Raw genomic sequence first — 17,875 nt, forward strand, 5'->3', positions numbered from 1 at the left:
AGAGGCGGTTTCGAAAGTCGCAACTGAAGTCCCGCGGCCGACCGGGATCAAGTCTAGGTGCCGGGGAGCTGCGGCGTTCGAGAATATTCCGCCGGAGGGTTGGGGGGTGGAGGCGGCGAGGGCACATCGACCACATCGCAACAGCTTGTCGGCCGTCGTCGGCGCGACCCGCCCGCACCGCATCCGCATCACCGCCGCGCCCAATCCCACCTCTCACAACGCCGCTGTCCTCATGAATTCCTGCTGCGCGCCAACGCATTGAGTGTGTCGAGCAGTTCCCCGCCCTCCGCGACCACCGGCTCCAGCGCCCGGATGCGCTCCTCCAAGTCGTAGTGCGCGCTTTCGCTCATCCGCGCGGCGATGGACGCGATGCGCTGGTCCAGTTGGGAGCGGCGGTCGTTCAGGATGCGCTGCGCGCGTTCGATGATCTCGGAGCCCGACTGTCCGGCAGCGCTGATGAAGTTCTGGCGCACCTGCGCCGCGGCGAGGTCGAGGTGGTTGATGTAGTCCGTCCGGGCGACGTCGCTGCTGTCGCGGCGGCTCTTGCGGAAGCCGATGCCGCCGTAGAGCGCCCCCGCAGCCGCCGCGACACCGATGGGGATGAGCGCCAGGCCGCCCGTGACCACGCCGAGCGCGGTGGCCACGCCGGTCGCGAGCGGCGCGACGAGGCTCACGATCCCGGCCGCGCGCTGCACGATGTCCTGCACCTCGGCCGGGGTGCGCTCGGCGGGCGGGACGAGGTCGTCGACGTTGATGCGGCGGGCGCGCGGGAGTTCGTCCTCGGTCATGGACTCGCGTACGACGTCGGCCAGGATCGCGACGACATCGGACTTGAACGCCTCGAACTGCTCGTCCCACAAAGGCGCGGGGGCGCCGTCCTGCGACAGCCACTCCTCGATGGCCTGGGTCTTGCGCACTTCGAGCCGGTGCAGGTTACGGGTCCGCCGCACATCCGTCTCCGCCACCTGCGCGTCCAGTTCGGAGTGCAGGTGGTGCGCGAGCGCGCGCCTGCCCGAGAACGGCCGTTCGACCGTGCGCAGCCGCTCGTCCAACAGCCGTTCCAGCCGCGTGATGGTGCTCCGCGCCACCGTGTTGAACGTACGCACGCGCGACCGCAACGCCGTCTGCTCACCGGTGAGCTGGTCGACCGGAATGCGCAGCGTACGCAGCTCGTCGGAGGCGATGTTCCAGTGCGCTTCGAGCGTTGAGCGGGTCTGTGCGGCCACAAGTGCCACATGGTGACGGCCTGTTCCGGACTGAAGCACATCACCGACGACCCGGCGCAGGTCGTCCATCCGTCCCGCTGCCCGGAGTTCGTTGCCGCGTGCGACCCGCTCCGGCTCTTCCGAGGCCGCCTCGAACGCGCCGCGGGCCTCCAACGCCGGGGACACCGGCAGGAATCCCGCGCCGATGAAGTCCATGTCGGGCCGGCCGTCCGGCAGGGTGAAGTTCTCGCGGAGGTAGCGGTTGTTGAGGTCGACGGTCGCCTGCCACGCGGGCTTGTTGTCGAGCCCGATCTCCATCGCCCGGTCGATCGCGGTGACCACCCACACCACGCGCCTTCCGCCGTGCTCGGAGCGCAGGAAGCGGATCAGGTCGAGGTCGTCGTCCGACAGCGAACGCGTCGCATTGGCGACGTAGATGAAGCAGTCGGCATTGTGCACGCGGTCGCGGACGATCTGGTTGTGGATCTCGTTCGGCGAACCGTGGCCCGGCAGGTCGTACAGTTTCGCCGGCAACTCATAGGTGTCGATCATCAGTTCGAGCTCGGCGACCGCACGCTCCCAGTGCCGCTCGCGGCGCGCGGTGACGTTCGCGTCGGTGCCGGCGTACGCGGCCACCTCGATGGGACTGAGGTCGGAGCCGATGTCCTCCCACACGTCCGAGTCCGCGAACCGCACCCGCAGGAACCCGCGTCCCCCGGCGTTGAGTTCACCGTCGGCGTCTTTCACCGGAATCACCGTGGCCGGGCACGACGTGGTCGGCGTGGGAGCCGACGGCAGAATCCCGATGAACTGGTCCGCGAGCACGCCCCCGTGGATGACCTGCCGCAGCGTCAGATGGCCTTGGAGCCCACTCAGCAGGAAGCTCTTGCCGGACGAAAACCCGCCCAGCAGACCGATGTTGATCAGCGACGAGGCAGCCCGCTGGCGCAACCGCACCAGCCGTACGACATCCGCCCCGCGCTGCTCCCGGGCCCCGTCGTCCCCGGGCAACACCCCGTCCAGCCCGGCGACCCACCGGATCCCCCGCTCCAACGCCCGGTCCAACTCGGACCGCAGCCCCTCAAGGTCGGTCACAGTCCCCCACACCCCAACCCCGCCGCCCGCTCACCGACAAGCTCCATCGCCAACTCCCGCCACCGTCCCCCCGGCCTCCCCACCCGCCACGACCGTACAGTCCCCCAACCCCCCGAGCACCCCAGTTGCCCCACAGATCACCCCACCAATCCCACCACCGAGTTGCCGGCATACCCAATTCGTCGGCGGCGCCGCGGCACGCGCCCGCTGAATGGGGCCGCTCGGAGATGGGGGGCATGCAGAGATCACCCCACCCACCGAGTTGCCGGCATACCCGATCCGACGGCGGCGCCGCGGCACGCGCCCGCTGATTGGAGCCGCTCGGAGATGGGGATTGTGCAGAGATCACCCCACCCACCGAGTTGCAGATACGCCCAATCCCTCCCCGGCGGTGCGGCACTAGCCTGCTGGGTGGGGCTGCTTGGGGATGGGAGGGTTTGTGCGGAAGGCTTGGTGGGTTGGTGGCGGGAGTGTGGCTGCGGTGGGTGTGGCGGTGCTGGTGGGGTGGTACGTCGCGGACGACGACGGGCTGAGCCGCGGGGAGGTCCGCGACATGACGCGTGAGGCCGTCCAGGACGTGCAGCGCGCCGACTTCCGGGACCAGTTGCCCGGTACGGCGCAGCTTGAGATCGAGCGGGGTTTGGATCTGGCCGCCGGGCGGCGGGACGTCAAGACGCCGCTGGTCAAGCTGGCGGACTACGCGGTGCGGGACACGACGGCGTCGGACGGGCCCAGCGGCCTGATGACGTTCTCGTTCGATGTGGGCGACAAGGGCGGCAAAAATGCCGTGTGCGTGACGCTTGTGCAGCGCGCCGACGCCCGAGGGCGGGGTGTTGGGCTGTATGACATCAGCCTGTCTGACGGCACGTGCCCGCGTTCTGATTAATCCGGGTATTGCGCGGCCCGGGTCCGCCACGTGCGGCGGGCGGTGGCGGCGGCGTTGGTGCGGGGGCTCTGCGGCGCGTCATGATGCGGGAACATGACGCGTGGCTTCTGTCGCGGGGCGCCGGGGCGGCGGACCCGCGGGCAGGCTCGGCGCGTCGCCAGTGGATGCAGGGAGATCGCGTGGACGAGGTGAGGCCGTACGGGGCGCGTCCGGTGCCCGAGCGGGCGCCCTTCGCGGCCGTCGTTCCGGCGGCGTTGTTCGGGGCCGTGGCCGTGCTGACGGTCCTGGCGAGCCTTGGGCTCCTCCGGCGTCCCGGCGTGGTGCTGGTTGTGCTGTGCGTGTTCGCGTTCATCCTCACGTGCTGCGCGCCCGCACGGGTGACGGCCGCGCTCGCGGTGGGCGGCATTTGCTGGCTGCTCTACAACGGGTTCGCGGTCGGCACCGTGGGCGAGTTGGCCTGGGACGCGGCCACGGACCTGCCGCGGATCGTCGCGCTGGCCGGCTGCGCCGTTTTGGGGACGGCGGTGGCCGGGGTGTTGTCGGCTTGGTCGGCGTACGCCCGCCTGACGACCAGTCCGGACCAGCGGACACGGTAGGCACGCCGGGGACGGCCGATGGGCCGCCCTGTCGTGGTGACGGGGCGGCCCACCGAACAGCGCGGGTCGGGGCCGGTTGCCCGGTGCAGTTGAGGTCAGACTGCGGTCGACATCAGATTGCGACGGACGTCAAATTGCGGTGGACGTCAAATGCAATCGACGTCAGATGCAGTCGACGTCAAACGCGGTCCATGTCAAATGCGGTCCGTGTCAAATGCGGTCGGCCGCGATGAGGACGTATTGGAAGGATCCGTCCTCGTACGACTTGATGAACGCCTCCTCGATGCCGGTCACCAGTGAGGTGGTGGCGCGGAGCTTCCAGTAAGGGAGGGTGTCGGGGGTGAGGTCGACAACGGCCTGCGGCACCAGGCGGTTGTCGATCATCGCGCGCAGGTACTCGCGGCGTGAGTGGATGTTGCACTCGAAGTGGGCGTTGATCTGGGAGACCCACTTGGAGGGCTGGCCGTAGCGCGGGTTCCAGCATCCGGTGATGGTGACGTACCGGCCGCCCACCGTGAGGATGCGGGAGTGCTCGGCCATGAGGTCGTGCAGATCGACGTACATGCTCGACTCGTTGTTCCAGGACGCCCTGGCCTGCCCGGTGTCGAACGGGGTGTCGAGCATGTTGCAGACCCGCGCTCGGACGTGGCTCCCGATACCGAGATCACGGGCACGCACGTTGGCGAAGTCGGCCTGTTTCGCCGACAGGGTGACGCCCTCGACCTTGCAGCCGAAACGCCGGTGCGCCATGACCATGGAGCCGCCGCGGCCGCAGCCCGCGTCGACGAGTGTGTCGTCGCGGCCGACGGTGCCGAGGTGGCCCAGCAGGACGTCCGTCTGCGCGGACTCCAGGCGGTGCAGTTCGGCGACGACCCTGGCCTCGTAGTCGCCGTCGCCGACGTCGCCCAGGGCGGCCCGGTCGATCTCGCCGACGCCGTAGTGGTGGTGGTAGAGACCGTCGACGTCGCCGAGGCGGAGGTTCACGGGCCGGGCCTCGTTGTTCCAATACCGGGCGATGTCGCCCTGGTACGGCGTCGCCGGGCGCGGGATGACGGGCGTGCCGGTGACGGCGGAGTCGGCCGCGGTGCAGTCAGCGTTGCTCACAGGTGAGTCCGTCCTTACCAGAAGTCGGGCAGGCTGTAGCGGTACGTGTTGGTCTGGTGCCAGTAGTGGTTGCCGTCCACCCACACCGCGACGCCGCGCAGGAAGCGCAGGATGCGGGGATCGGGGCAGGAGGCGGCGAGTTCGGCGGCGGCGGCCTCGAACTCGTGCATGAGGTCGTTGTGGACCTCGACCGCCTTCAGATACCCCTCCTTGTCGGAGAGGTTCTCCTTCGCGGCGATCACCACCGGCAGGTTCAGGTGCAGGCCCAGGCTTTCGAGTTCCTTGGTGTACGAGTACAGGTCGTTCGCGATGGTGGTGGCGTTGCCCGCCAGCGCGATCACCCGTTGCATGGCGGGCAACGCGTGCAGGTCGGCCGGGAGTTCGTATCCGCCGACGGTGTCGGTGATGGTGGGACACGGGCGGAAGTTGTTGAACTGTCGCATCGCCAGGTACTCGAACACCTCGGGCACGTACTCCGTTTGCGCCCAGGCGGCCTCGGCGAGGTAGCCCAGGTGCAGGCGGGCCATGTCGTGCCGGAAGCGGTCGGCCTGGGAGGGGGTCGCGGCCCGTGTGAAGTAGTCCATCGCGGAGCGGTACGAGCGCCGCGCGGCGTCCGACACGAGCGATTCCCCCCAGGCCGGGGCGTACTCCGCGGTCGTGTGGACCGGGTCGAGGGCGGTGTGCGCCAACAGGAGCCTGCCGCCCAGGCCGACGGGTGATCCGCCGTGGTCCTCGCAGTAGCAGTCGTCGACCACGTTCTCGGCGACCATCAGGCGCGTGGCGATCATGAGGTGGTCGACGGTCGGGGCGTCCGGGTGGCAGGCGACCATGTAGCGCCCGACGGAGAATCCGTCGAACTGATCCTCCCACTCCGGCGGGTACGCCTCGACCTCGTCCACCGCCCACCGCTTGATCCGGCGTCCGATCTCCTCCACGCGCACCGGATCCGGCTCCGGTACGGGGTGGTGGTAGAGCCCGGGGATCGGGCTTCCGGGCGCCGGAGGCCCCGAAGTCTCCTGCGGTGCGGGCGTGTTCGCGGGAGCTTCGGTACGCGGGGCGAAGTGCAGCCCCGCGGTGCCCAGTCCGCTGGGGCCTCGGCGGAGGCGTTCCACGAATGCGGACGTGTCGGGCAGCGCGGCAGTGTCCTCGAAGCGTACGGAGGGCGGAACAGGCGGCGCAGGCGGCGTGGGCAAGTCCGCGGCGGCGGCGGTCCGACCCGACTCAGGGGCCGGAGCCGGCGCGCCGACGGGCGCAAATGCAGCCGCAGCGGCAGCCGCTGCCGCCACCCAGGGCGCCGGTGCCGGTCCCGGAAGCGTGAACGGTGGCGACGGGGCGACGGGCCGGGGGCCGGCGCCGGGGGGCGCGAGGCGGCCCAGGGCGTCCGTCCGGCTCGGTGGCGGCGGGCAGCACGGACCGAGGTCGGGCATCCATGGCTCCTTGGCGAGATGGTGGGGGCTCAGGGTGCTGGCGCAGGGTCCTGGCTCAGTTCCCGGGCGCGCTCGATCGGCCGACCGGGTCGCGGGCGGACGCGGCCGTGGTCGGACGATGCGGCACAGGCACCGACGGGGCCAGGGAGTGTCTTCACATTGCCGTCGGATGGCCCCTTCACGGGCCCGGCTGGACGGTGAAGACGCGACCTAGTCGCTCCTGCGGCCGATCTGGACGTTCTCCAGCACGCCGAGCGCGTCGGGCACCAGGATCGCGGCGGAGTAGTACGTCGAGACCAGGTAGGACATGATCGCCTGGTCGTTGATGCCCATGAACCGTACGGACAAACCGGGTTCGTACTCCTCCGGCAACCCCGTCTGGCGCAGGCCGATGACGCCCTGCTTGTCCTCGCCGGTCCGCATGGCGAGGATCGAGGTGGTGTTCTCCGCGGTGATCGGGATCTTGCTGCACGGCAGCACCGGGACGCCGCGCCAGGCCGGGACCGACTGCCCGCCGAGGTCCACGTGGTCCGGGTAGAGCCCCCGTGCGTTGAGTTCGCGTCCGAAGGCCGCGATGGCGCGGGGGTGTGCGAAGAAGAACTTGGTGCCGCGGCGGCGGCAGAGCAGGTCGTCCATGTCGTCCGGGGTCGGCCGGCCGTCGTGGGACTGGATGCGCTGCTTGAACGCGGCGTTGTGGAGCAGGCCGAAGTCCCGGTTGTTGACCAGCTCGTACTCCTGGCGCTCACGCAACGCTTCGATGGTGAGCCGCAGTTGCTCCTCGGTCTGGTCGTGCGGCCCGTTGTAGAGGTCCGCGACCCGGGTATGGATGCGCAGGACGGTTTGCGCGACCGACAGTTCGTACTCGCGCGGATTGAGCTCGTAGTCCACGAACGTGCCGGGCAGCTCCGGTTCGCCGGAGTGGCCGGACGACATCGCGATCTCGGCCTCGCCGTGCTTGTTCTGGCTCTGTCGCGCCAGGGACCCGAACTCCCGCAGGTGCTCCGCCAGATCGGGCGCCGTCGCCAGCACCGCGTCGAAGTCCGCGCGGGAGAGCGTCAGCAACGTGCCCGAGGTCTCGGCTGTCGCGGTGTAGTCCCACCGCGCGTCGGCGTCCAGCAGCGCGTTCTCGCCGAAGCGGTCGCCGTCGGCGAGCACGGCCACGACGGCCTGGTCGCCGTACTTGCCCGCAGCCGTCTGCCTGATCCGGCCGTGCGCGATGAGGTTGATCCCCTCGGCCGCGTCCCCGTGTCCGGCCAGCACTTCGCCGGCCCGGAAGTCGTGCTGCACGCAACGGTCGGCGATCGCGTTGAGCACCGCTTCGTTCTCGAAGCCGCGCAGCAGCGCGAGTTCGCCGAGTTCGCGCGGGATCACCCGCACCCGGGCGCCGTCCTGGACGAACTCGATCCGCCCGTCTCCGACGGTGTAGCTGAGGCGGCGGTTCACCCGGTAGGTGCCGCCCTTGGCCTCCACCCACGGCAGCATGCGCAGCAGCCAGCGGGACGTGATCCCCTGCATCTGGGGAGCGGACTTGGTGGTCGAGGCGAGGTTGCGGGCGGCCGCGGTGGCCAGGCTGGACTGCTTCTGCGGTGCCTCTTGCGGCTCGGTGCCGGTGTCAACGGTCATCGGGTCAGACTCTCCTTCGCTGAGCGGCGGCGGGCGCATCCGCGCACGTCACCGGGTTCGGGACATAGAGGGAGTGAATTCCGGGCGATATGCCAACCGTGTAGTTCTCAGGCCATGAGAAACGCTAACGGCCGACCCCCCGACGCGTCCCGGGCCGAAAGCCGAAATAGCTCGAAGGAGTGGCTGTGGTTTGCGCCCGAAATCCCGCCGAACCGGCCCCGCCGAGCAGCCGAATCGCGAAAACGCCAACGGTGTCGGCCGAATACCGGCCGACACCGTTCGAGAGTGCACAACTTGCTTGGCAATAAGGCTGGTTGAGCTTTGAGGGCCACGGGGATCACCCGAAACTACGGCGACACCAGTTGCCGTGCCGTCGCCACGATCGGCTTGATGCTCGTGTCGTGGTTCGTGAGGACGACGACCAGCCAGTCCGCGTCCGGGAAGGCGTCCAGATTGGTCGCCCGACCGGGGCCGCTGCCCGAGTGCCCGACAACCCGGCGCGTCGCCGTCACCGTCTCGGAGTGGCCGTACCCGTGGAAGCCGACCTCGCCGTCCACCACGGCCGGGCGGTCCCGCGGGCTGAGCGCGTGCTTGCCGCTCGTGACGATGCGCGTGTACGGGCCGCTCAACAGCCGTTCGCCGTACAGCGCATTGGCGAACCGCAGCAGGTCCGGGGCGGAGGAGAACGCACCGTGGTAGGGGCTTCCGACGTACGGCAGCCACGGAGTCGTCGTGATGTCCACCCGCTCGCCCGACGGCTGCGCCGCGTACCCGTGCGCGATGCCGCGGTCGGACGCGACGGTCGGGCGCGTGTAGAAGTCCGTGTCGGTGAGCCCCGCCGGGGCGAACACGTTCCTGCGCACGTAGTCGTAGTACGACTGCCCGGACACGGCGGCCACGATCGCGCCGAGGACGAAGTACCCGTCGTTGCTGTAGCCGTACTGCGTGCCCGGGGCGAACCGCAGTGGCAGCGTGGGCAGATACGCCGCCATCCCCTGCCAGAAGTCCTCCTCGCTGTTCCACTCGTCCTCGCCGGGCGGACGCTCGGGCGTCTTGCTGGGCCTGCCCACCCCCGAGGTGTGGGTGAGCAGTTGGTGCACCGTGGCCTTGGCGACGTCGGCCGGGAATCCGCCGAGGTAGGTGCCCAGCGGTTCGTGGAACGCGACTTTGCCTTCCTGTGCGAGCCGGGCGACGGCCACGCCGGTGAACGACTTCGTCATCGAAGCAAGGTCGAAGCTGGTGTCGGCGGCGTTGGCGACGCCCCGGGCCTCGTCGGCCATGCCGTGGGACCTCGTCAGTACGGCCCTGCCTCGGTGGGCCACCAGGACCGTGCCGGAGAACTGGCCGGCGGCCGCGCGTTCGGCGATGTATCGGTCGAACCGCCCGCCGGGCAGGAGGTCGCGGAACGGCAGGTGGCGGGCGTCATCCCCGGCGACCGCGGCGGCGACGGTGTCGGTGCCGGCGGCCAGCAGTCCGGCGGCGACCGGGGCGGCGCCGAGGAAGCCGAGCACGGACCGGCGCGATGGGGCTTTGGTCACGTCAATTCCCTTTCGAGTAAATGGACATCGCGCGGGCGGGACACCGGGGTCCGGACACCACGCCGTCCGGACACCACGCCGTCGGGACAGCCCGCGGTCGGGACACCGCGCGGGCGGGACAGGACCACCGTGTAATCGGTCAGCGGGTGAGCGACGTGCAGATGGCGTCGGCGATCTCGCCCTGCGCGTTCTCCACGACCCGCTGCATGGCCGTCGCCTCGGCGAAGGATCCGACGGGCAGGTTCATGAACTGGCCGAAGACCACGAGCCGCCCGTCCGGCGGCAGGAGGTAGCCGGCCGGCGCCTTGTGCGGGGTCGTGCCCTGATTCTGCGTGCCCTGGGAGGAACTTGATGACGGTGCGACGGGAGTGGTTGCTCATGGGAACCAGGAGTACTCGCTGCGCGGTTGCGCGCCGGTTACGTGAACGGGCCCGGCACAGAGGCTGAGTTCAACACGCCTCGGGGTCGTGCCCGGGCCCACCGAATCGGCCCGGCCTCGACCCGTCCGCTCAGTCAACCAGCGCATCAAAGCAGCGACTTCGCCCTCTCCAAGGCCGCATCCCGCCCGGCCGACAGATCGGCCGCCGTGGTCGGCGCGAAGTGGTCGGGCGCCACGCCGATCGTGTTGACCACCTCCTTGTCCGGCCCGAGCCCGTGGTACTTCGGCAGCATCATGCGGGTGCCGTTGTTCAGCTCGTACATCTCCCCGGGTCCCGAGACCGTGCCGGACGTACGCGTGCCGACCAGCGTGCCGAGGTCGAGGTCCTTCACCGCGGCGGAGAACGCGTCGCACGCCGAAGCGCAGTGCCGGTCCGTGAGCGCGACGAACGGCAGGTTCAGCAACTCCACCGAGTCGTCGGTGCGCTTGGGCGTGCAGCGGCCCTTCACATCGCACAGGTACCCGTGCGTCGCGTCGTGCACGAGCGCGCCCAGCAACTTCTCCACGGCCTCCGGGCGCCCGCCGCCGTTACCACGCAAGTCCAGGACCACGCCCCGGAGTCGGGTCGTCGTCCGCATGTCCGTGATCGCCGCGAGCACCTTGTCCGCCAGTTCCGGGTCGAAGCCCGGCAGCGTGACGTAGGCGATGTTCCCGTCCACCAGCCGGGACCGCACGTCCAGCGGTGCGTGCGGGTACCGGGCGGCGGTCACCGCCAAGGTCAGCGTCTCCCCGGTCGCCGGCCGACGCACGGTCAGCTCTGCGGTCGCGCCCTCCACGCCCTTCATGAGCCACGCGAGCGCCCCGGTATTGAGCACGCCGTTGACGAACAGCGGCACACCGTTGACCGCCAGGACCTCGTCCCCGAGCCTGAGTCCGGCCTTCTCGGCCGGACTGCCCGCCTCGATCTTGTCGACGAACGCCGGTTCACCGGCGACCGGGTCGATGTCGCCCCTGCCGACCGTCACCGACGTGTCGAGTCCGAACGGGTTCGGGCCGGTCGGCCCGCCCCACGTCGCGTGGTTGTCGTCCAACTCCGCCACCATCGCCCCGATGGCCGCCCGGCCGACGGCCTCGCGCGCGGCGTCGTCCGGAAGCGCGGCGGCGATCCGCTCGTAGACCTCGGCGAACGCGGCCCAGTCGGCGTCCTTGCGCCCGGTCAGCGCGGGCAGCGTGGCACCGGCCTGGTCGGCGCCGAGGCGCTGCATTTCCTGCGTCATGGCGGCGAAGGCGGGCACCAGCAGCGTGCGGCCGTCGAGCACCGGCCCGCTGTAGTAGTTGTCGAAGATGCAGTAGTACGCCTGCCCCACGGTCTCCACCGTGGTCGGCGCCGGCGTCGGCTTCCCGGGCTCGGCCTTGGTGCAGGCCGGCGGCCGCGTGGGTCCGGCCGCGGAGGTGCCGCCTCCCACGCCGACGAATGCGACCGCGGCGGCGAGCACCGTGGTGGCGCCGGTGACGAGCGTACGCCTTCCGAGTTTCACGCGTATCCCCTTGCTGGTCGCAGGTGTTGGGCGTGGTGAGTTCTACTCGGGAGTGGGTTGCGGGACGGTTTCACGCGCGGCTTCGCACGCCACTACACGCGGCCTCGCACGACGTCGCGCCCGGCCCCCGTCGGCGCCTTCCTCGTCGGCATCGCCGTCTCCGACGAAGTCGCCGAACACGCCCAGGAAGTCCCGGCCCCACACGCGACCTCGGACACGACCGCACGCGCGGCGCAACGCCGCCGAAACCCCCGTATGCCGATACTGGCGCGATGCGAGTGCTCGTGATTGAGGACGACGAGGAGATGGCGCAGACGGTGGCGACCGGCCTGCGGCGTGCGCACATGGCCGTCGATGTGGCGGTCGACGGGGCCGGCGGGCTCGACCGGGCGCTGTGCACCGATTACGACGTGATCGTGCTGGACCGCGACCTGCCCGGCGTGCACGGCGACGACGTGTGCACGGAGCTGATCGACGCCGGGTGCCGCAGTCGGATCCTGATGCTGACCGCGGCCGCGTCCGGCGACGACCTGGTCGACGGGCTCGCGCTGGGCGCCGACGACTACCTGCCCAAACCGTTCGACTTCCGCGTCCTGGTGGCGCGGATCGGAGCGCTGGCCCGCCGGGCGCACCCCGCCGTACCGCCGGTGCTGCGCCACGGCGACCTGGTCCTCGACACGGCCCGCCGCCGGGCCGCCCGCGCCGGGCGCCCGCTGGAGCTCGCCCCCAAGGAGTTCGGGGTGCTCGCCCTGCTGCTGGCCGCGGAAGGGCGGGCGGTGTCGGCGGAGGAGCTTTTGGAACGCGTCTGGGACGAGGCGACCGACCCGTTCACCAACGCGGTCAAGGTCACCATGAGCCGCCTGCGGTCCAAGCTCGGCGACCCGCCGGTCATCGAGACCGTGGCCAGGACCGGGTACCGGATCTGATGCCGATCAGTGTGTTCCTGCGCCTTGCCGACCGGTACCTGCCGCGCAGGACCGTGCGACTGCGGCTGACCCTGCTGTACGGCACACTGTTCGTGCTCTGCGGCGCCGGCGCGCTGTCGGTGACGTACTTCCTGGTACGCCACACCGTCGCGGCGGCGCCCAACCTCAAGGTGTTCCGGACCACCCGCGACCCGGACGCCGCGACCGCACCAGGTGGCCCGGCCATCCCGCCCGGCACCGAAGCCGAGGAGGTCGTCGCCCAGGCGGAGGAGGCGTTGGCCGCGCAACGGCGGCAGGTGCTGCACCAGTTGCTCGTCCAGTCCGGGATCGGGCTGGCCGTCATGGCGGTGCTGGCGCTCGTGCTCGGCTGGTGGATGGCGGGCCGCGTCCTGCGCAGGCTGCGGAGGGTCACCACGACGGCCCAGGAGATCTCCGCGACCAACCTGCACCGGCGTATCGGCCTGGCCGGCCCCGACGACGAACTGAAGGAACTGGGCGACACCTTCGACGAGTTGCTGCGCCGACTGGAGGCGTCGTTCAAGGCGCAGCGGTGGTTCGTGGCCAACGCGTCGCACGAACTGCGGACCCCGCTGGCCCGCCAGCGCGTCATCGGGCAGGTCGCGCTCGACGACCCCGGGGCGACGGTGGCGTCCCTGCGGGCGGCGCACGAGCGGATTCTCGCGGCCGGGGCGCAACAGGAGCGGTCGATCGAGGCGCTGCTGACGTTGGCGCGCAGCCAGGCGGGCATCGACGTCCGGCACCGCTTCGACCTGGGCGAGGTGGTCGCGGAGGTGGTCGACGTACGCCAATCGCCGGACGTGGTGCTGCGGAAGTCGGTCGCGCCCTGCCCGATTGCCGGGCACCGGGGGCTCACCGAGCGGCTCGTGGTGAACCTCGTGGACAACGCGATCCGGCACAACGTCGCGGGCGGGTGGGTCGAAGTGACCTGCGGCGCAGGCCGATTGACGGTCACGAACAGCGGCCCGAAGGTTCCCGCGAGCGAAGTCGCCCGGCTCTTCCAGCCGTTCCAGCGGATCGGGCAGGCCAGGACCACGGACGGCGGCCTGGGGCTGGGACTGTCGATCGTCCAGGCGATCGCCACCGCCCACGACGCGAAGGTCACCGCGGCCCCGCGGCCGGACGGCGGCCTCGCCGTCACGGTCGCGTTCCCGGAGCACGGCCGGGACGCACCGTCCTGAGCCCGGTCGCCGGCACGGCACGCGAGCGGTCCGCCCCGGCGGGGTGCGCCGGGACGGACCGTTTGGGGCGGGTGCCGCCTGTCAGCGGGTCAGGCCGCCGACATCGTGCTGCGCCATGCGGTCACCCGCTGACGGTGAAGCTGTCGAGCGAGACCGACGTACCCGAGGAACGCGGGTCCGCGGTACCGCTGTTGGTGACGGTGACAGTGTGCGTTCCGGCGGTGAGTTGGGGACTGGTGTAGACGATCTGGCCGTTGGCGGTGCCGGCCGGGGTGTACGTGTTGACCTTCACGGGCGGTCCGCCGTCGATGGACACGGTGGCGATGCCGCCGTTGCCCGCCTGGATGCCGTACAGCGACACGGTCTTGCCGGTGACGGTGAACGTGGCGCTTGCTCCGGCCGCGGTGCTGGTACGCGCGCTGCCGCCGACACACAGAGGAGCCCACTGGTGCGGGTCGGTCAGGCGCCGCGACGGCCGGTGAGCGCGGCGCGGCGGCGGGTCGCCACCATCGTCCCGGCGCCGCCGCAGCAGCGGCCGGACAGACTATCGCGACGAACACGCCACCCATCTGGACAGTCCCACGCGCGTCCGCTTCGTCCATGTTGCGAACCGCCTTGGCTTCGTCGTCGGTTGCCTCTGGCAGGGTGATGGCCCTTCCAAGACGGCGATCATGACGTGAGGCGTAGAGGCAATGGGTGTTGGGCTGAAGAGAATTGGCGTGGCTCCTGAGCCGCTTCCGGAGCCGCTGTACTCGCTGGTGCTGCCCGAGCGGCAGTTGCAGAGCGTGGTTCTGCTGCCGGACGGCGACACCTGCGTCGTCAGTGCGGAGAACGGCGGCGAGGTCCACGTCGCGTCGCTCTCCGGCCAACGTGTCCTCCGGCGCTTGGAGGAGCACACCGGCCCGGTCAACAGCCTCGCGCTCGCTGACGACGGACGATTGCTGCTCACTGCCTCGGACGACGAGACGATCGGTGTCTGGGACACCGCCTCCTGGGAGGTCCGCGCGGTTCTGACCGGCCACTCCGGCTACATCCGGGAGGTCGCCGCCAGCGGCATGACCGCGGTGTCCGGCGGTGAGGACGGCACGTTCCGCGTATGGGACCTGGAAGACGCAGTCTGCCGCGGCGTGTTCGACGACCACGGCATGTCGGTGGACCACGTGACGGTCTCCCCGGACGGCCTTCGGGCCGCGAGTTCGTCGCGCGCCAACAAGGTGCTCTTGTGGGACCTGACCGGACCGAAGCTGGAGCGGGAGTTGTACGACTCGGGGCAGACCGTACTCGACGTCCCGGGCATGCAGCTCTACCTGCTCGCCGGCCAAAACCGGACCGGCGTCGGGCACAACGGCGCGCCCAAGGCACTGGCTTTCGACACCACCCGCAACTGGCTCTACACCGCGGCCGACGAGGTGATCTGCTGGGACCTCGCCGACGGCAGCGAGCGATCGCGCCTCCCGCGTCGGCGGTACATCAACGCAATGGCCGCACATCCCGAACTCCCGCTCATGGCAACGGTGTCCATGGACGGCGTGCACTTCGCCGCTTTGGACGGCGAGTCCGCGTACTTCCACCCCGGCCTTGGCTCGGGCTCCGCCGCCACCGTGGCCTTCCTCCCGGACGGGCGCACGGTCTCGGGCCACGACGCGGACTATGAAACCGAGCACTGCACCATCCACGTGTGGCCCGCCCTCACCGGGCGCGAACTCCGCGGCGACCACCACTCCACCGGTGTCGACGAAGTCGCCGTCGACCCGACAGGACGCTGGGCCGCGACCACGGACAACAACGGTGTGGCGTTCCTCTGGGACCTCGTCGACGCAATCCGGGTCGCGACGCTCGCGACCGGCGAAGAAATCGCGTGCGCCCCCTTCTTCACCCCGGACGCGAGCCGCCTCGTGGTCCCCGTCGGCGACCACCTGCACCTCGTGCCCACGGCGGGCGGTGAGGCCGTACGCGTCCCCGCGCCGGCCCCGGACCCGGCCCCGGACCCGAAGACCGACACCGACACCGACACCGACACCGACACCGACGAGACACCGGACCGCGACGATTGGCTGCACATCTACGCGGCCGGCCCGATCGACGACGACACGGCCCTCGTCCTACCGTCGAGCAGCCCGCCCGAGGTCTGGAACCTCAGCGACGGCACACGCCGTCCACTGCACGGTGCCGCGGGCCGCCCCTCCAGGTCGGCGCCTCTCGTCTCAGACCGGTACGCCCTGATCACGGCAACCCTGGACGAGGACCACCCGCTTCTCCCCCCGAAGTCCAAAGGTGGTCCCGGCCTGTTCGGCACCCCCGCGCTGCAATGCTGGGACCTGGTCGGCGGCGAGCTCGCCTGGACCCGCCAGGGTCCTCCGACCGAAGAGCGCAGCTGGCCCTACTACGCCTGGGCGGTCCTCCTGCGCGACGGCACCGTCGCCACCATCACCGGCTACGGCGAGGACAGTTCACTCCAGATACTGGACGTCGCCACCGGCGATCCCCGACGCGAAGTCCCCATGCCGGACGGCTACTGCGCACCCCCGACCGAACTACCCGACGGAACCCTCGCGTTGGTGTACGGCAAAGAGGACGCCGTCCACATCCGCGAACTCCCCCCGAACGCCGACCGCATCGAGCACCGACTCACCCTCCCGTCCGCCCGCAGCGTGAGTCTCGCCCCGACCCGCGGCCTCCTCCTCCGCCTGGACGACACCGGCCTCCACCTGCACCGCCTGAGCACCGGCGAATCACTCGCCTCCGCAGAACTCCACGACACCCGCGGCGAGTTGGCGGTCTCCCCCGATGGTCGAACAGCCACCGTCGGCGACCGCAACGGAGACGTCCACATCTTCCGCATCCCATAGCCGCGACCAATACCCGCCCCCCACCGCGGGCCCCATCCACCCCCGCGGTGGGGGGCGGGAATTCAGCTCGCGGACCACCAACTTGCGTCGGCGGCCGCCTCGGCTGGCGGACCTGCCCTCGGTTCCGCTAGCGCGTGAGGCCGATGCGGTCCATGAGCACCGAGCCCGAGTTGAAGAGTTCGATGCCGCCGACGTGGTCGGTGAAGACTGGGCCCTGGGTGGACTCGGCGTAGACCCACATCGGCAGGTCCGCGGTGAAGGCGCGTTGCAGGTCGACGTAGGCGGCCTTGCGCGCGGCGGGGTCGGTGCCGGTTCGGCCGGCTTGGAGGGCGTGGTCGGCATCGGGATTCTTCCAACCGGACAGGTTCTGCGGGCTTGTCGAGTGGAAGGCGTTCCACGCGCGCGGCTCCGGGTCGATGACCCAGTCCTGGTAGAGCGTTGCCTGGTAGTCCTTTTGCACGACCACGCGGGTGATGTACGCGGCGATGTCGACGGCTTCGACCCGCATGGACACGTTGCGGTACTGGTTCAGCCTGCTTTGCAGGTATTCCGCGACCTTGGTGGACGCCGATGATTTCGGAGTCACGAAAGTGAAATCCAACTTGCCGACTTCAGAAGCGAGTTCGTCGAACAACCGTTGCGCCTCGACCTTGTCGTGAGCCGGTTGGGCGGCGGTCTCGTCGAAGAACGGGGACCCGGTGTTGAAGTATCCACGTGCGGGGACCGCGCCGAGGCCGAGGGTGCGGGCCATGTCCGCCGGGTCGACGGCGAGGGCGACTGCGCGGCGGGCCCGTACGTCCTCGAACGGCCCACGGGTCAGGTTGAACTGCACGGCTTGGCCCCCGTTGGCCGGTACGGGACGGGTGTTGAGCCCGTTCTGCGCCCGGTCGAGCAGCGCTTCGGCGCCGATGACGATGTCCGCGCCCCCCGAACGCAGCGTCTGGTACTGCTGGTCGATGTCGGAGACCACCTTGATGTTGACCTGGTCGAGGTGCGGCAGGCCCTTGTCCTTCTGCCAGTAGACGGGGTTCTTGCGGTAGACCTGCTCCGACCCGCGGGTCCAGTTCGTGAGGACGAACGGCCCGGCGCCGACAGGCTGGTTCCGGTACGCGTCCGGTCCCTTCGCGAGCACTGACGGCGCCTCGACGAACGTCAAATCGGCGGCGACGCTGCGGTCGAACGCCGGGTTGGGCGCGGCGAGGGAGACCCGGAGCGTGAGCGGGTCGGCCACGTCCAGGCTCAGACCGGTCGCGGCAACCCGGTGCTGGGACCGGACTTCGGGCTTGGCGTGCATCTCCCAGTTGGTACGTACCGCCTCCGCGTCAAAGGCCGTGCCGTCGGAGAAGGTGACGCCGGGGCGCAGCTTGAGCGTCCAAGTAGCGCCCCCGTCACTGGTGTTCAAGGATTGCGCGAGGTGGGGCTTGACGGTGTTGGACTCGGGATCGAGGTAGACGAGCGGGTCGTACAGCGCGGACATACGCGCGCTGTCGGCCGGTGCGCCGCCGTAGGC

The 17,875-nt window shown here is 70.4% G+C and carries 13 protein-coding genes; 5 read left to right on the forward strand and 8 right to left on the reverse strand.

The window, feature by feature from the left end:
• Positions 1-230 precede the first annotated feature (230 nt).
• Positions 231-2,300 carry a hypothetical protein gene (locus ACRX5S_RS23750; RefSeq protein ID WP_436775082.1) on the reverse strand — a complete coding sequence of 690 codons (2,070 nt, stop codon included), beginning with the start codon at positions 2,298-2,300 and terminating at the stop codon, positions 231-233.
• Between the two features lie 481 nt (positions 2,301-2,781).
• Between ACRX5S_RS23750 and ACRX5S_RS23755 the strand changes: the two genes are divergently transcribed.
• The gene (locus ACRX5S_RS23755; RefSeq protein WP_436775083.1) at positions 2,782-3,186 is read left to right on the forward strand and encodes a hypothetical protein; all 405 of its coding nucleotides are present in this window, start codon (positions 2,782-2,784) and stop codon (positions 3,184-3,186) included.
• Between the two features lie 179 nt (positions 3,187-3,365).
• Positions 3,366-3,782: a hypothetical protein gene (locus ACRX5S_RS23760; RefSeq protein ID WP_436775084.1), complete on the forward strand. Its 417-nt coding sequence runs from the start codon at positions 3,366-3,368 to the stop codon at positions 3,780-3,782.
• A 210-nt stretch (positions 3,783-3,992) separates the two neighbouring features.
• Here ACRX5S_RS23760 and ACRX5S_RS23765 read toward each other — a convergent pair whose 3' ends face one another.
• The 5 genes from ACRX5S_RS23765 to ACRX5S_RS23785 form a co-directional block, all read right to left on the reverse strand.
• Positions 3,993-4,886: a geranyl diphosphate 2-C-methyltransferase gene (locus tag ACRX5S_RS23765; protein WP_436775085.1), complete on the reverse strand. Its 894-nt coding sequence runs from the start codon at positions 4,884-4,886 to the stop codon at positions 3,993-3,995.
• 14 nt (positions 4,887-4,900) lie between these two features.
• A complete protein-coding gene (locus tag ACRX5S_RS23770; RefSeq protein ID WP_436775086.1) occupies positions 4,901-6,313 on the reverse strand; it encodes a family 2 encapsulin nanocompartment cargo protein terpene cyclase in 1,413 nt (470 codons plus the stop codon).
• A 210-nt stretch (positions 6,314-6,523) separates the two neighbouring features.
• Complete coding sequence (locus ACRX5S_RS23775; RefSeq protein ID WP_436775087.1) at positions 6,524-7,936, reverse strand: family 2B encapsulin nanocompartment shell protein; 1,413 nt, start codon at positions 7,934-7,936, stop codon at positions 6,524-6,526.
• A gap of 347 nt (positions 7,937-8,283) precedes the next feature.
• Entirely contained in the window at positions 8,284-9,474 is a 1,191-nt protein-coding gene (locus ACRX5S_RS23780; RefSeq protein WP_436775088.1) for a serine hydrolase domain-containing protein, read from the reverse strand.
• A 525-nt stretch (positions 9,475-9,999) separates the two neighbouring features.
• Positions 10,000-11,391: a S41 family peptidase gene (locus ACRX5S_RS23785; protein ID WP_436775089.1), complete on the reverse strand. Its 1,392-nt coding sequence runs from the start codon at positions 11,389-11,391 to the stop codon at positions 10,000-10,002.
• 272 nt (positions 11,392-11,663) lie between these two features.
• Here ACRX5S_RS23785 and ACRX5S_RS23790 point away from each other — a divergent pair, with 272 nt between their 5' ends.
• A complete protein-coding gene (locus tag ACRX5S_RS23790; protein WP_436775090.1) occupies positions 11,664-12,317 on the forward strand; it encodes a response regulator transcription factor in 654 nt (217 codons plus the stop codon).
• Positions 12,317-13,516, forward strand: coding sequence for a sensor histidine kinase (locus ACRX5S_RS23795; RefSeq protein ID WP_436775091.1), 1,200 nt, complete (start codon positions 12,317-12,319; stop codon positions 13,514-13,516). Before ACRX5S_RS23790 ends, ACRX5S_RS23795 begins: the two co-directional genes overlap by 1 nt.
• Before the next feature lie 121 nt (positions 13,517-13,637).
• Here the strand turns inward: ACRX5S_RS23795 and ACRX5S_RS23800 are convergent, their stop codons facing one another.
• Entirely contained in the window at positions 13,638-13,877 is a 240-nt protein-coding gene (locus ACRX5S_RS23800; RefSeq protein ID WP_436775092.1) for a hypothetical protein, read from the reverse strand.
• A gap of 358 nt (positions 13,878-14,235) precedes the next feature.
• Between ACRX5S_RS23800 and ACRX5S_RS23805 the strand changes: the two genes are divergently transcribed.
• Positions 14,236-16,365 carry a hypothetical protein gene (locus ACRX5S_RS23805; protein ID WP_436775093.1) on the forward strand — a complete coding sequence of 710 codons (2,130 nt, stop codon included), beginning with the start codon at positions 14,236-14,238 and terminating at the stop codon, positions 16,363-16,365.
• Between the two features lie 127 nt (positions 16,366-16,492).
• Here ACRX5S_RS23805 and ACRX5S_RS23810 read toward each other — a convergent pair.
• Positions 16,493-17,875: ABC transporter substrate-binding protein (locus tag ACRX5S_RS23810; protein ID WP_436775094.1), on the reverse strand; the 1,383-nt coding region annotated here is incomplete at its 5' end.

The sequence above is a fragment of the Yinghuangia sp. YIM S09857 genome (genome assembly GCF_051388915.1).
Lineage (GTDB): Bacteria > Actinomycetota > Actinomycetes > Streptomycetales > Streptomycetaceae > Yinghuangia.

What these genes read in the sequence shown, in the direction of transcription:
- ACRX5S_RS23770 (WP_436775086.1), bottom strand. Translation starts at nt 6,313, where the DNA reads ATGCCCGACCTCGGTCCGTGCTGCCCGCCGCCACCGAGCCGGACGGAC.
- ACRX5S_RS23775 (WP_436775087.1), bottom strand. Translation starts at nt 7,936, where the DNA reads ATGACCGTTGACACCGGCACCGAGCCGCAAGAGGCACCGCAGAAGCAG.
- ACRX5S_RS23790 (WP_436775090.1), top strand. Translation starts at nt 11,664, where the DNA reads ATGCGAGTGCTCGTGATTGAGGACGACGAGGAGATGGCGCAGACGGTG.
- ACRX5S_RS23795 (WP_436775091.1), top strand. Translation starts at nt 12,317, where the DNA reads ATGCCGATCAGTGTGTTCCTGCGCCTTGCCGACCGGTACCTGCCGCGC.